Origin of the sequence: Pseudomonas sp. DTU12.1 (assembly GCF_009873475.1) — a bacterium.
Classification (GTDB): Bacteria; Pseudomonadota; Gammaproteobacteria; order Pseudomonadales; family Pseudomonadaceae; genus Aquipseudomonas; species Aquipseudomonas proteolytica.
The window spans coordinates 1,220,616-1,234,828 of record NZ_CP045254.1; the positions used below are offsets into that span (position 1 = coordinate 1,220,616).

At 61.1% G+C, this 14,213-nt stretch carries 13 protein-coding genes; 7 read left to right on the top strand and 6 right to left on the bottom strand.

Annotation, left to right across the window (positions count from 1 at the left end; translation table 11 throughout):
- Positions 1 to 16 precede the first annotated feature (16 nt).
- The 3 genes from GDV60_RS05340 (at position 17) to cysN (ending at position 3,850) form a co-directional block, all read left to right on the top strand.
- Entirely contained in the window at positions 17 to 775 is a 759-nt protein-coding gene (locus GDV60_RS05340) for a Nif3-like dinuclear metal center hexameric protein (RefSeq protein ID WP_029295607.1), read from the top strand.
- Positions 776 to 1,024: 249 nt separating this feature from the next.
- On the top strand, positions 1,025 to 1,942 hold the full coding sequence (gene cysD, locus GDV60_RS05345; protein WP_029295601.1) for a sulfate adenylyltransferase subunit CysD: 918 nt from the start codon (positions 1,025 to 1,027) through the stop codon (positions 1,940 to 1,942).
- A gap of 9 nt (positions 1,943 to 1,951) precedes the next feature.
- Positions 1,952 to 3,850: a sulfate adenylyltransferase subunit CysN gene (gene cysN / locus GDV60_RS05350; protein WP_029295599.1), complete on the top strand. Its 1,899-nt coding sequence runs from the start codon at positions 1,952 to 1,954 to the stop codon at positions 3,848 to 3,850.
- 174 nt (positions 3,851 to 4,024) lie between these two features.
- Here cysN and GDV60_RS05355 read toward each other — a convergent pair whose 3' ends face one another.
- Genes GDV60_RS05355 through GDV60_RS05365 form a run of 3 tightly spaced genes read right to left on the bottom strand, consistent with a single transcriptional unit; the run spans position 4,025 to position 7,423 of the window.
- Complete coding sequence (locus tag GDV60_RS05355; RefSeq protein WP_104911618.1) at positions 4,025 to 4,924, bottom strand: acyltransferase; 900 nt, start codon at positions 4,922 to 4,924, stop codon at positions 4,025 to 4,027.
- A complete protein-coding gene (gene pta, locus GDV60_RS05360; RefSeq protein ID WP_159906498.1) occupies positions 4,925 to 7,024 on the bottom strand; it encodes a phosphate acetyltransferase in 2,100 nt (699 codons plus the stop codon).
- Positions 7,025 to 7,084: 60 nt separating this feature from the next.
- The gene (locus GDV60_RS05365) at positions 7,085 to 7,423 is read right to left on the bottom strand and encodes a DUF3565 domain-containing protein (protein ID WP_159906500.1); all 339 of its coding nucleotides are present in this window, start codon (positions 7,421 to 7,423) and stop codon (positions 7,085 to 7,087) included.
- Here GDV60_RS05365 and GDV60_RS05370 point away from each other — a divergent pair.
- The 3 genes from GDV60_RS05370 (at position 7,392) to GDV60_RS05380 (ending at position 9,750) form a co-directional block, all read left to right on the top strand.
- Positions 7,392 to 7,877, top strand: a complete 486-nt coding sequence (locus GDV60_RS05370) for a peptidylprolyl isomerase (protein ID WP_092233582.1) — start codon at positions 7,392 to 7,394, stop codon at positions 7,875 to 7,877. The two genes, GDV60_RS05365 and GDV60_RS05370, sit on opposite strands and share 32 nt — an antisense overlap.
- A gap of 136 nt (positions 7,878 to 8,013) precedes the next feature.
- Positions 8,014 to 8,496, top strand: coding sequence for a glutathione peroxidase (locus GDV60_RS05375; protein ID WP_159906502.1), 483 nt, complete (start codon positions 8,014 to 8,016; stop codon positions 8,494 to 8,496).
- Positions 8,497 to 8,646: 150 nt separating this feature from the next.
- The gene (locus GDV60_RS05380; protein WP_070996801.1) at positions 8,647 to 9,750 is read left to right on the top strand and encodes an NADH:flavin oxidoreductase; all 1,104 of its coding nucleotides are present in this window, start codon (positions 8,647 to 8,649) and stop codon (positions 9,748 to 9,750) included.
- Positions 9,751 to 9,842: 92 nt separating this feature from the next.
- On the opposite strand, the gene GDV60_RS05385 is transcribed toward GDV60_RS05380, so the two are convergent.
- The 3 genes from GDV60_RS05385 to cysZ all read right to left on the bottom strand — a co-directional run bounded on the left by GDV60_RS05385 (position 9,843) and on the right by cysZ (position 12,931).
- Positions 9,843 to 11,021, bottom strand: coding sequence for a glycosyltransferase family 1 protein (locus tag GDV60_RS05385; protein WP_169852056.1), 1,179 nt, complete (start codon positions 11,019 to 11,021; stop codon positions 9,843 to 9,845).
- A gap of 78 nt (positions 11,022 to 11,099) precedes the next feature.
- On the bottom strand, positions 11,100 to 12,092 hold the full coding sequence (locus GDV60_RS05390) for a cytochrome-c peroxidase (protein WP_133715565.1): 993 nt from the start codon (positions 12,090 to 12,092) through the stop codon (positions 11,100 to 11,102).
- Positions 12,093 to 12,175: 83 nt separating this feature from the next.
- Positions 12,176 to 12,931 carry a sulfate transporter CysZ gene (gene cysZ, locus GDV60_RS05395; RefSeq protein ID WP_029295586.1) on the bottom strand — a complete coding sequence of 252 codons (756 nt, stop codon included), beginning with the start codon at positions 12,929 to 12,931 and terminating at the stop codon, positions 12,176 to 12,178.
- Between the two features lie 292 nt (positions 12,932 to 13,223).
- Here cysZ and trxB point away from each other — a divergent pair, with 292 nt between their 5' ends.
- Positions 13,224 to 14,186 (top strand): thioredoxin-disulfide reductase, encoded by a 963-nt coding sequence (gene trxB, locus GDV60_RS05400; protein ID WP_029295584.1) that lies wholly within the window; start codon positions 13,224 to 13,226, stop codon positions 14,184 to 14,186.
- Positions 14,187 to 14,213 lie beyond the last annotated feature (27 nt).

A 14,213-nucleotide genomic window follows, 5' to 3' on the forward strand; every position in this document is an offset into this window, starting at 1 on the left:
TATTTAGGAGTCTTTTATGGCCGTCGCCCTGAGCACCCTGGTTGAAGAAGCGGATCGCTACTTGAACAGCGCAAAAATTGCCGATTACTGCCCCAATGGCCTGCAGGTCGAAGGGCGGCCGCAGGTGTTGCGTATTGTCAGTGGCGTGACTGCCAGCCAGGCGCTGCTCGATGCAGCCGTCGAGGCCAAGGCCGACCTGGTGCTGGTGCATCACGGCTATTTCTGGAAAGGCGAAAGCCCATGCATCACCGGCATGAAGCAGCGCCGCCTCAAGACCCTGCTCAAGCACGACATCAGCCTGCTGGCCTACCACCTGCCGCTGGACCTGCACCCGGAAGTGGGCAACAACGTGCAATTGGCCCGTCAGTTGGACATCACCGTCGAAGGCCCGCTGGACCCGGACAACCTCAAGGTTGTGGGCCTCGTGGGCTCCCTGGCCGAGCCGCTGTCGGCGCGCGATTTCGCCCGTCGTGTGCAGGAAGCCATGGGCCGCGAGCCGCTGCTGATCGAAGGCAGCGCGATGATCCGCCGCGTGGGCTGGTGCACCGGCGGCGGCCAGGGCTACATCGACCAGGCCGTGGCGGCCGGAGTCGACTTGTACCTGAGCGGCGAAGCTTCAGAGCAGACGTTCCACAGCGCCCGTGAAAACGACATCAGCTTCATCGCCGCCGGCCATCACGCCACCGAGCGTTACGGCGTGCAGGCCCTGGGCGACTACCTGGCCCGGCGCTTTGCCCTGGAACACCTGTTCATCGACTGCCCCAACCCGATCTAAGCCTCCATTGCGTCCACTGTAGGAGCCGGCTTGCCGGCGATGAGGCCCTTGAGTCATGCATTGATTTCAAGGACACCATCGCCGGCAAGGCGGCTCCTACGGGGCGATGTACGGCCAAACGAGGCGGTATATCCATATACCGTTTCGATCTAGCTGGCTCCCTGAATAGAAGAAGGTGCTGTGCTAGCATGCCCCGCTCGAACACGGCCCGCAGGCCGTCCAAAAAGAATCGTTTTTCCGTGAGTAGCCATGGTCGACAAACTGACGCATCTGAAACAGCTGGAGGCGGAGAGCATCCACATCATCCGTGAGGTTGCCGCCGAGTTCGACAACCCGGTAATGCTCTACTCCATCGGCAAAGACTCCGCCGTGATGCTGCATCTGGCGCGCAAGGCATTCTTCCCGGGCAAGCTGCCGTTTCCGGTGATGCATGTGGACACCCAGTGGAAATTCCAGGAAATGTACAAATTCCGCGACCGCATGGTTGAGGAACTGGGCCTGGAACTGATCACCCACGTCAACCCGGATGGCGTCGCGCAGGGCATCAACCCGTTCACCCACGGCAGCGCCAAGCACACCGATATCATGAAGACCGAAGGCCTCAAGCAGGCCTTGGACAAGTATGGTTTCGACGCAGCATTCGGCGGCGCCCGTCGCGATGAAGAGAAATCCCGTGCCAAAGAGCGCGTGTACTCGTTCCGCGACAGCAAGCACCGCTGGGATCCGAAAAACCAGCGCCCGGAGCTGTGGAACGTCTACAACGGCAACGTCAACAAGGGCGAGTCGATCCGTGTGTTCCCGCTGTCCAACTGGACCGAACTGGATATCTGGCAGTACATCTACCTCGAAGGCATTCCCATCGTGCCGCTGTACTTCGCCGCCGAACGGGAAGTGATCGAGAAGAACGGCACGCTGATCATGATCGACGACGAGCGCATCCTCGAGCACCTGTCCGACGAAGACAAAGCCCGTATCGTCAAAAAGAAAGTACGTTTCCGTACCCTTGGCTGCTACCCGTTGACGGGCGCGGTGGAGTCCGAAGCCGAGACGCTGACGGACATCATCCAGGAAATGCTCCTGACGCGAACTTCCGAGCGCCAGGGCCGTGTCATCGACCACGATGGCGCCGGCTCCATGGAAGACAAAAAACGTCAGGGTTATTTCTAAGGGGTTGTCATGTCGCACGTATCTGATTTGATCAGCGAGGACATCCTCGCTTACCTGGGCCAGCATGAACGCAAGGAAATGCTGCGCTTTCTGACCTGTGGCAACGTCGATGACGGCAAGAGCACCCTGATCGGGCGCCTGCTGCACGACTCGAAGATGATCTACGAAGATCATCTGGAAGCCATCACCCGCGATTCGAAGAAAGTCGGCACCACCGGTGACGACATCGACCTGGCATTGCTGGTCGACGGCCTGCAGGCCGAGCGTGAGCAGGGCATCACCATCGATGTGGCCTACCGCTATTTCTCCACCGCCAAGCGCAAGTTCATCATCGCCGACACCCCTGGCCATGAGCAGTACACCCGCAACATGGCCACCGGTGCTTCCACCTGTGACCTGGCGATCATCCTGGTGGATGCGCGCTACGGCGTGCAGACCCAGACCCGTCGCCACAGCTTTATTGCTTCGCTGTTGGGCATCAAGCACATCGTCATCGCGATCAACAAGATGGACCTCAACGGTTTCGACGAGAGCATTTTCGAATCGATCAAGGCCGACTACCTGAAGTTTGCCGATGGCATCGCGTTCAAGCCGAGCACCATGGCCTTTGTGCCGATGTCGGCGCTCAAGGGCGACAACGTGGTGAACAAGAGCGAGCGTTCGCCCTGGTACACCGGCCAGTCGCTGATGGAGATCCTCGAAACCGTCGAGATTGCCAACGACCGCAACTACACCGACCTGCGGTTCCCGGTGCAGTACGTCAACCGTCCGAACCTGAACTTCCGTGGTTTCGCCGGCACCCTGGCCAGCGGCATCGTGCACAAGGGCGACGAAGTCGTGGTGCTGCCGTCGGGCAAGAGCAGCCGCGTCAAATCCATCGTCACCTTCGAAGGTGAACTGGAACACGCAGGCCCCGGCCAGGCCGTGACCCTGACCATGGAAGACGAGATCGACATCTCCCGTGGCGACCTGCTGGTGCATGCCGACAACGTGCCGCAAGTCACCGACGCCTTCGACGCCATGCTGGTGTGGATGGCCGAGGAGCCGATGCTGCCGGGCAAGAAATACGACATCAAGCGCGCCACCAGCTACGTGCCGGGTTCCATCACCAGCATCGTGCACCGTGTGGATGTGAACACGCTCGAAGAAGGCCCGGCCAGTGCCTTGCAGTTGAACGAGATCGGCCGGGTCAAGGTCAGCCTCGATGCGGCCATCGCCCTGGACGGTTACGCCAGCAACCGCACCACTGGCGCCTTTATTGTGATTGACCGGTTGACCAATGGCACCGTGGCGGCGGGCATGATTATCGCGCCGCCGGTCAGCCATGGCAGCGCAGCGCAGCACGGCAAGTTGGCCCACGTGGCCACCGAGGAACGCGCCCAGCGTTTCGGCCAGCAGCCAGCCACCGTGTTGTTCAGTGGCCTGTCGGGCGCTGGCAAGAGCACCCTGGCCTATGCGGTCGAGCGCAAGTTGTTCGATATGGGGCGTGCGGTGTTTGTGCTCGATGGGCAGAACCTGCGCCATGACCTCAATAAAGGTCTGCCGCAGGATCGTGCCGGGCGTACCGAGAACTGGCGTCGTGCCGCCCACGTGGCGCGTCAGTTCAACGAAGCCGGCTTGCTGACCCTGGCGGCCTTTGTGGCGCCGGACGCCGAAGGCCGTGAACAGGCCAAGGCGTTGATCGGCAGTGATCGTTTGCTCACCGTATACGTGCAGGCATCGCCGCTGGTATGTGCCGAGCGTGACCCGCAAGGCCTGTACGCCGCCGGTGGGGATAACATCCCTGGCGAGTCGTTCCCCTACGACGTGCCGTTGAATGCCGACCTGGTGATCGACACCCAGGCCCTGTCGTTGGAAGACAGCGTCAAGCAAGTGCTGGAACTGTTGCGTCAGCGCGGCGCGATCTAAACCGCGCCGCCATAAAAAGCCCGCCACCGATCACTCGGTGGCGGGCTTTTTATCACACTTTAAAGGTCAACACCGTCAATGTGGGAGCTGGCTTGCCTGCGATTGCAGGAGGCCAGGCAATGCACTTATCTCTGACAGACCGCTATCGCAGGCAAGCCAGCTCCCACATCGTGATCACCTATTGCCTGGGTACTCGATGTGAAGTCGGCTCAGCAGAGCATCCTTGTCTTCCCATAACTGGTTGATCCATCCCTGGAACGCCAGCCGATACTCCCCATCCTGCTCATAATTCTTGCCAATGAACTCGGCCGGGATCTGCACCTCTTCAAACTGCACAACCACGTCTTTGACATTGCCGCACAGCAAGTCCCAGTACCCCGGACGCCCGTCAGGGTAGTGGATCGTCACGTTCACCAATGACTTCAACTGCTCGCCCATGGCATCCAGCACAAACGCAATGCCACCGGCCTTGGGCTTGAGCAGGTAACGAAACGGCGACTGCTGCTGCGCATGTTTGCCTGGGGTAAAGCGTGTGCCTTCGGCAAAGTTGAAAATGCCCACCGGGTTGTCACGGAACTTTGCACAGGTCTTGCGGGTGGTTGCCAGGTCCTTGCCTTTCTTCTCCGGGTGTTTTTCCAGGTAAGCCTTGGTGTAGCGCTTCATGAAGGGGAAGCCCAGCGCCCACCAGGCCAGGCCAATCACCGGCACCCAGATCAGTTCCTGTTTGAGGAAAAACTTCAGCGGGCGGATCCGCCGGTTGAGCACGTACTGCAACACCATGATATCGACCCAGCTCTGGTGGTTGCTGGTCACCAGGTACGAGTGCTGGTAGTCCAGGCCTTCCAGGCCCTTGATGTGCCAGCGTGTGCGGCGCACCAGGTTCATCCAGGTGTTGTTATTGCTGATCCAGGCCTCGTGGGTCTGGTTCATCAGCCATTCGCTGAAGCGTTTGGCGAACGGCAGCGCCTTGAACAACGCGACGATAAACAGGAATGAACACAACAGGATGGTGTTCAACGCCAACAGCAGCGAGGCGATCACCCCACGCAGGGGGGCAGGCAGAAAGTCCAGCATTTAGGCATCCATAGGTCGGTTGGCGGCTTGAATCGCGGTCAGGGCGATGGTGTAGACGATGTCATCTACCTGGGCCCCACGGGGCAGGTCGTTCACGGGTTTGCGCAGGCCTTGCAGCATCGGGCCGAGGCTGACGCAATCGGCACTGCGCTGCACCGCCTTGTGGGTGGTGTTGCCGGTATTGAGGTCGGGGAACACAAAGACCGTGGCCTTGCCCGCCACCAGGCTGTTGGGCGCCAGTTGCCGGGCGACGTTTTCGTTGGCCGCTGCGTCGTACTGCAACGGGCCGTCGATCAGCAGCGAGCTTTGCTGTTCGTGGGCCAACAGGGTGGCCTCGCGGACTTTTTCCACTTCCTCGCCACTGGCCGAGTCACCGCTGGAATAGCTGATCATCGCCACGCGCGGGGTAATGCCGAAGGCGGCGGCCGAGTCGGCGCTTTGCAGGGCGATTTCCGCCAGCTCCGCGGCGCTGGGGTGCGGGTTCATCACGCAGTCGCCGTAGACCAGCACCTGCTCGGGAAACAGCATGAAAAACACCGACGACACCAGGGTGCAACCCGGCGCCGTTTTAATCAGCTGCAATGCAGGGCGGATGGTATTGGCGGTGGAGTGGATCACCCCGGACACCAGCCCATCCACTTCATCCAGCGCCAGCATCATGGTAGCGATCACTACGGTGTCTTCCAGTTGCTGCTCGGCCATCGGCGCATTGAGGCTTTTGCTCTTGCGCAGCGCCACCATCGGCTCGACGTAGCGCTGGCGGATCAGGTCCGGGTCGAGAATTTCCAGGCCTTCGGGCAGTTCGATGCCATGGGCGCGGGCCACGGCCTCGACGTCGGCCGGCTTGGCCAGCAGCACGCAACGGGCAATGCCGCGGGCCTGGCAGATGGAGGCGGCTTGCACGGTCAACGGCTCGCTGCCTTCGGGCAGCACGATGCGCTTGTTGGCGGCCTGGGCGCGCTGGATCAACTGGTAGCGGAACACCGCCGGCGACAGGCGCATCTCCCGTGGTGTACCGCAACGCTGGTGCAGCCAGCGCGCATCCAGGTGACTGGCGACGAAATCGGTGATGATCTCCGCACGTTCGCGGTCATCAATCGGGATTTCCTTGTTCAGGCTGTTGAGCTGGTTGGCGGTGTCATAGGACCCGGTGCTCACCGACAGCACCGGCAACCCGGCCTGGAACGCACCACGGCACAGCTCCATGATCCGTGGGTCAGGCAGGGTGTCGCTGGTCAGCAGCAGGCCGGCCAGGGGCACGCCATTGATCGCGGCCAGGCTGACGGCGAGGATGATGTCGTCGCGATCCCCCGGTGTCACCACCAGCACGCCGGGCTTGAGCAGCTCCACGGTGTTGCGCATGGTGCGCGCGCAGATGATGATTTTGCTCATGCGCCGGGTTTCATAGTCGCCTGCGTTGAGCACTTGCGCGCCCATCAGGTCGGCCACGTCACGGGTGCGCGGGGCGTTGAGCTCGGGCTGGAACGGGATGCAGCCGAGCAGGCGGAAATCGCCACTGCGCAGCAGCGGCGAATGCTCCTTGAGACGGGCGGCGAAGGCCTCCATGCTCTCGTCGGTCTGCACTTTGTTGAGAATCACGCCGAGCACTTTCGGGTCTTTCGGGCCACCGAACAGTTGCGCCTGCAATTCCACACGCCCGGACAGTTCGGTCAGCACTTCGTTTTCCGGGGCCGAGACCAGGATGACTTCGGCATCCAGGCTTTTTGCCAGGTGCAGGTTGACCCGTGCCGCATAGCTGGCGCTGCGGGTCGGCACCATGCCCTCGACAATCAGCACGTCCTTGCCCACGGCGGCCTGTTGGTAAAGGGTGATGATCTCTTCGAGCAACTCATCCAGCTGGCCATCGCCGAGCATCCGCTCGACATGGGCCAGGCCCAGTGGCTGCGGTGGTTTCAGGCCATGGGTACGGGCCACCAGCTCGGTGGAGCGCTCAGGCCCCGTGTCGCCGGGATGGGGCTGGGCAATGGGCTTGAAAAACCCGACTTTCAGCCCGGCCCGTTCAAGGGTACGCACCAGCCCAAGGCTGATGGAGGTCAGACCCACACCAAAGTCGGTGGGCGCGATAAAAAAAGTCTGCATGCGAATTCTCTGAAGGTGCATGGCTTCGGTGGTGCGCTATGGCTGCGCGCCGACCGGGAATCAGCTGCCAAGGGTATCGTTATCCGGGCGCTGCGCACACCAGCCACAGGCAAAGGGCTGGCCTATTTTTGCCAGGCGTTGCGCCGCATCCAGCACCCAGCCCCGGGATTGCCAGGGCGGTTGGTGCCGTAGGTGCTGCGTATGGCCGCAGGACAGCGTGGCGACCCAGTGGCCGTCCGCGTCCTGACGAAATCCGACGACCGTCGAGTCACCGGATCGACTCCGTCTGTCCGGGTTGTGTTCGCTTTCGGGCAAATCCTTGTTTAGACTTGTCCGTTCTTCATTCTTATGCAAAAGGTCTCGCCCCATGCCGATCGCCGCCAACAAGGCTGTCTCCATTGACTATACCCTGACCAACGACGCTGGTGAGGTCATCGACAGCTCCGCCGGCGGCGCGCCGCTGGTCTACCTGCAAGGCGCAGGTAACATCATCCCGGGCCTGGAAAAGGCCCTGGAAGGCAAAGAGGTTGGTGATGAGCTGACCGTTGCCATCGAACCTGAAGATGCCTATGGCGAGTACTCGGCCGAACTGGTCAGCACCCTGAGCCGCAGCATGTTCGAAGGCGTCGACGAACTGGAAGTGGGCATGCAGTTCCACGCCTCCGCGCCGGACGGCCAGATGCAGATCGTGACCATCCGCGACCTGGACGGCGACGACGTCACCGTCGACGGCAACCACCCGCTGGCCGGCCAGCGCCTGAACTTCCAGGTCAAGATCGTTGCCATCCGCGACGCCTCCCAGGAAGAAGTGGCTCACGGCCACGTGCACGGCGAAGGTGGTCACCACCATTGATTGACGGGCTACGGCCGGTCAGTTGAAAAGAAAGGCGCCTTCGGGCGCCTTTTTTGATTGGCGGCTATTCTTGCCGACTTGGCGGCTGTAATCTCGAAATGCCGTTAACCAGAATATGGGAAACCTGGAGTGTGTCATGAGTGCTTTCCACGACCTTAAACTCAAAGCCCTGGATGGTCAGGAGCTGCCTCTGGCGCCCTATAAAGGGCAAGTCGTGCTGGTGGTCAATGTCGCCTCCAAATGTGGGCTGACCCCGCAATATGCGGCGCTGGAAAACCTCTACCAGCTATACAAGGATCAGGGGTTTACCGTGCTGGGCCTGCCGTGCAATCAGTTTGCAGGCCAGGAGCCGGGTACCGAAGAAGAGATTCAGGAGTTCTGTAGCCTCAACTATGGCGTGACCTTTCCCCTGGGCAGCAAGCTTTCGGTGAACGGTCCTGATCGCCATCAGTTGTACCGTCTATTGGCGGGTGAGGGCGCCGAGTTTCCTGGGGACATCACCTGGAATTTCGAGAAGTTCCTGCTGGGCAAGGATGGGCGGGTTTTGGCGCGTTTCTCCCCGCGCACTGCGCCAGAAGACACCGCGATCGTCCAAGCCATCGAAAAAGCCCTGGCCTGATCCATGTAGGAGCCGGCTTGCCGGGTCCTGCAATGTGTTGTGTAGCTCCCGGCTTTTGCATGTTAATCACTGAAATCAATAGTGCTACCCAGCACCGCCCGCACTCCATATTATCCGCATCATAAAATCCCTCTCGTGCGGAGTGCTCCCATGCCTGTCCAAGCCTTGTTCAAACCTTTCCAGCTCGGTGCCCTGCAACTGCCGTCCCGTGTGGTCATGGCGCCGATGACCCGCTCGTTTTCCCCGGGTGGCGTACCCAATTCCAAAGTGATCGAGTACTACCGTCGCCGCGCCGGGGCCGGCGTAGGCCTGATCATCACCGAAGGCACGGTAGTGGGCCATCAGGCTTCCAACGGTTACCCGAATGTCCCGCATTTCTACGGTGCAGCGGCATTGGCTGGCTGGAAGAAAGTGGTCGATGCGGTGCATGCCGAAGGCGGCAAGATCGTCCCGCAGTTGTGGCACGTCGGCAGCGTACGGCGTATCGGCACCGAGCCGGACGCCAGCGTGCCGGCCTACGGCCCGATGGAAAAACTCAAGGATGGCACCGTGCTGGTCCACGGCATGACGGTCCAGGATATCCAGGAGGTGATCGCCGCCTTCGCCCAGGCGGCCAAAGATGCCCAGGATATTGGCATGGACGGTGTGGAAATCCACGGCGCCCACGGTTACCTGGTCGACCAGTTCTTTTGGGAAGGCAGCAACCAGCGTACGGACGAATACGGCGGTAGCCTGGCCAACCGTTCGCGGTTTGCCATTGAATTGATCCAAGCCGTGCGGGCTGCCACAGGCCCCGATTTCCCGATCATTTTCCGTTTCTCCCAGTGGAAGCAGCAGGATTACACCGCGCGTCTGGTGCAAACCCCCGAGGCCCTGGGGGAGTTCCTCAAGCCGTTGGCCGACGCCGGTGTGGATATTTTTCACTGCTCCACCCGTCGGTTCTGGGAGCCGGAGTTCGAGGGCTCCGAGCTGAACCTGGCCGGTTGGACCCGTAAGCTCACCGGCAAGCCGACCATCACCGTGGGCAGTGTGGGCCTGGATGGTGAGTTCCTGCAGTTCATGGTCAATACCGACAAAATCGCTCAGCCAGCGAGCCTGGAAAAACTGCTGGAGCGCTTGAACAACGATGAGTTCGATCTGGTGGCCGTGGGCCGTGCGCTGCTGGTCGACCCGGACTGGGCGGTGAAGGTGCGTGAAGGCCGTGAGGGGGATATCTTGCCCTTCAGTCGCGAGGCGCTGACCACTCTGGTTTAGGGGGGAATTGACGGGCGCCATCGCGGGCAAGCCCGCTCCCACAGGTTGATTGCATTCCAATGTGGGAGCGGGCTTGCCCGCGATAGGGCTCGTCAGGTCAGCTTCGAACCGCCCGTCTCCATCACATCCTCACCACACGCCCCGCGCAATTGCTGTTCAAACCGCTCGATAATCGCCGGCCAACCCTGGCGACTGGCGTGCTGGCGCGCGTTCAGGCGCACCCGACGCAAGCTCTCGGGTTCTTCCAGCAACCAACAGGCGGCATCGCAAAACGCATCCTCATCCCCCGGCATCGCCACGGCACCGCTGTAGCCATGGCGGATGTGCTGGGTGGCGGCCGCCTGGTCGTAGGCCACCACGCCCAATCCCGATGCCATCGCTTCGAGCACCACATTGCCAAAGGTCTCGGTGAGGCTGGGGAACAGAAACAGGTCCCCCGACGCATAGTGGCGCGCCAGTTCCTCACCGCGTTGTGTGCCGCAGAAAATTGCGCCGGGGAGGGCCTTGGCCAGTGCCTCGCGTTGCGGCCCATCGCCGACGACGATCAGCGTCAGTCGGCGCTGTGGATAAGTCGCCTGCAAGGCCTCGAGGCAGCGTTTGAGCACACCGAGGTTTTTCTCCGGTGCCAGGCGGCCTACATGCATGACGGCAATGTCCTCAGTGCCCAGCCCCCACTGTTCACGTAGGACGTTGTCACGTCTGGCTGGGTGGAACAGCTGGCTGTCGACGCCTCGCGATAACAGGTCCAGGCGTTCGAAGTGGCGGCGTTCCAGTTCCAGGCGCTGGCTGACGCTGGGCACCAGGGTCAGGCTGGAGCGGTTATGGAACCAGCGCAGGTAGTGGGTCAGGATGCGGCTGAGCATGCCCAGGCCGTATTGGCTGGAATACTGCTGGAAGTTGGTGTGGAAACCGCTGACCACGCTGATCCCCAGGCGCCGTGCCGCCCGCAAAGCCGACAAGCCCAGCGGGCCTTCGGTAGCGATGTACAGCACGTCTGGACGCTGGCGTTTCCAGCGCCGCAGCAGTTTGTGCATGGAGGACTGGCCCCATTGCAGGCCGGGATAACCCGGTAGAGGCCAGCCGCGACACAGCAGCAGGCCGTCGTCGCTCTGGCGACTCAAGTCGCCAGTCTGGCGCGGGCGCACCAGTTCCACCTGATGTCCACGTGCGCGCAGGCCGTCACACAGGCGGCCAAGGGTGTTGGCCACGCCGTTGATTTCCGGTGGGAAGGTTTCGGTAATCAGGGTGATATTCAGGAAAGCTGTCGTCATGCAGCCAGTGTCGGCGCGGGCCATGTCGCCATTGTGTCGTCGCAATGACGGATTTATGACGACCGGCCCGCTACTGGCTTAGTTGAACGGCGCAGGACGCGGGGTCTTGGCCGAGGACGGCGGGAGGATCGGCAGCTTGAAGTCCGGCTGGTCGCCGGTCAGGGTGTCGAGGAACGCGACCATCTGGCTGACCTCATCGGTGCTCAACTTGCGCCCCAATTGCAGGCGGGCCATGACGTCTACCGCTTCGCTCAGGTTCCAGTAGGCACCGTCGTGGAAGTAGGGGTAGGTCAGGGCGACGTTGCGCAAGGTCGGCACCTTGAACATCATCCGGTCCTGATCCTTGCCGGTCAGGCCTGCCACGCCTTGGGCCGGGTTCTTGGTGGCATAGGGTTCGACCATGCCCATTTTCTGGAAGGTGCTGCCACCGACCGCCTCGCCGTTATGGCAGGCCACGCAGCCGATGCTCTTGAACAACTGGTAGCCCTGCGCTGCCGTGGCGCTGATGGCTTTTTTATCGCCCAGCAGCCAGCGGTCGAACGGGGCGTTGGGGGTGACCAGGGTTTCTTCGAAGGCCGCGATGGCGTTGGTCACATCGTCGAACTTGATGCCGTCATCGCCATACACTTTCTTGAATGAGGCCTGGTACTGCGGGATCGAGCGCAGCACGTCCACGGCCAGATCATGGGTGAAGCCCATTTCGCCCGGGTTGGAAATCGGGCCGCCGGCCTGCTCTTGCAGGGTCGCTGCGCGTCCATCCCAGAACTGCGCAACGCTCATGCTGGAGTTGAGCACCGTCGGTGAGTTGATCGGCCCCTGGTGCCAGTTATGGCCGATGGAGGTGGGCAGATTGTCGCTGCCGCCCATGCTCAGGTTGTGGCACGAGTTGCAGGAAATGAAGCCGGACTTGGACAGGCGCGGGTCGAAGAACAATTGCTTGCCCAACTCGACCTTGGCGGCGTCAGTGATTTTCGCCGGCTGCACCGGCAAGATCGGCTCGTTGGCGGCAGCGGCCCCCCAGGCCTCGCCGCCCAACATCAACCCAAACATCAGCATCAACGGTCTGTACATGGCTTGCTCCCCACAGGCTTATAGTTTTAATAACCATGTGCTTTATGTGGGCAAATCGTCATGATCCAGGTCAATCGAACAGATTAGGGCTTTTGCGCCAGCATCGTTTCGGCGCCGCGCTCACGCACCCAGAACAACGTCGCCCCGGCCACCGCCGCGGGCATCATCAGTAGGTTGACCACCGGCACCAGCAACACCAGGTAAACAATCCCACCGAAGCTCATGCTCTGCCAGCGCTTCTGCCGCAGCCAGGCGAGCATTTCGTTCCAGCCCAGCTTGTGGTTATCGGCTGGGTAGTCGATGTACTGGATCGCCATCATCCATACCCCGAACAGCAGCCACAGGGGGGCGGCGATCAGGTTGACCACGGGAATGAACGACAGGATAAACAGGCCGATGGCGCGTGGCAGGAAGTAGCCGAGCTTGCGCATTTCCCGCGCCAGTGTGCGCGGGACCATGGCGAACAGTTCGGCCCAACTGAAGGCCGGGAAGTCATCGGTACCGCGCACCACTACTTCGACCTTCTCGGCGAGAAAACCATTGAACGGCGCAGCGATGATATTGGCGAGCATGGTGAAGCTGAAAAACACCATAAAAGCCACCAGCAGCACGAACAGCGGCCACAGGATGTAGCTGAGGAAACTCAGCCAACTGGGCAGCGTTGGCATCAAGGTGTCGACCCACAGGCTGAACTGATGGCCAGCAAAATAGATCAATCCGACGAACAGTATCAGGTTGATCGCCAGGGGCAGCAGGACGAACAGGCGCAGGCCTGGGCTCAAGACCAGTTTCAGGCCTTCGCGCAGGTATTGTGGGCCTGACAGAACGGGGGCGGGCATGGGTAACTCCGGGTAAAAGGGCAAACGCGCCGACCTTACCGGCTTTGCGAAAGCGGTGAAAGCACGGTCAGCGAGTCGACATTAACGGTAACAAACATGTCGATTAATAGGGGGCACAGGATAGAGACCACCTATGAGCTGGATTGTTATTCCGTATTTCCTTAATCTTGCCCCCCTCTATACGCTGCACCCATTATTTTCAGGGCCTGCGAGTTCAAGCCTTCCCCAAGTGCTTCGCGGTCCTTTTTTATTCCAGCCGCTCTGTAGTCCGGGCGGTCGATAGGAGTGAGTCATGTCTGATACCCGTCATTCGCGAGTGATTATTCTCGGTTCCGGCCCTGCCGGTTACAGCGCTGCGGTCTACGCGGCCCGGGCCAACCTCAAGCCGTTGCTGATCACCGGCATGCAGGCGGGTGGTCAGCTGACCACCACCACTGAAGTCGACAACTGGCCGGGCGACGTCCATGGCCTGACCGGCCCGGTGCTGATGGAACGCATGAAAGAACACGCCGAGCGCTTCGAGACCGAAATCGTCTTCGACCACATCAATGCCGTGGACTTCTCGAAAAAGCCCTACAGCCTGACTGGCGACAGCGGCGTCTACACCTGTGACGCGCTGATCATCGCCACTGGCGCCAGCGCCCGTTACCTGGGCCTGCCATCGGAAGAGGCCTTTATGGGCAAGGGCGTTTCCGCCTGCGCGACCTGCGATGGTTTCTTCTACCGCAACAAGCCGGTGGCGGTGGTCGGTGGTGGTAACACCGCCGTGGAAGAAGCACTGTACCTGGCCAATATCGCCAGCACCGTGACCCTGGTTCACCGTCGCGAAACCTTCCGCGCCGAGAAGATCCTGATCGACAAGCTGCACGCGCGGGTTGCCGAAGGCAAGATCATCCTCAAGCTCAACGCCAACCTGGATGAAGTCCTGGGCGACAACATGGGCGTGACCGGTGCGCGTTTGAAGAACAACGATGGCAGCTTCGACGAGCTGAAAGTCGACGGCGTATTCATTGCTATCGGCCACACCCCGAACACATCGTTGTTCGAAGGCAAGCTGACCGCCAAAGACGGTTACCTGGTGGTGCAGGGCGGTCGTGAAGGCAATGCCACCGCGACCAACATCGAAGGCATCTTTGCCGCTGGCGACGTGGCCGACCACGTCTACCGCCAGGCCATCACCTCGGCCGGCGCCGGTTGCATGGCGGCCCTGGATGCCGAGCGTTACCTCGATGGTTTGAAAGACGCTTCTTTCTAAACCGTTGCAATAAAAAAACCGGCCGCG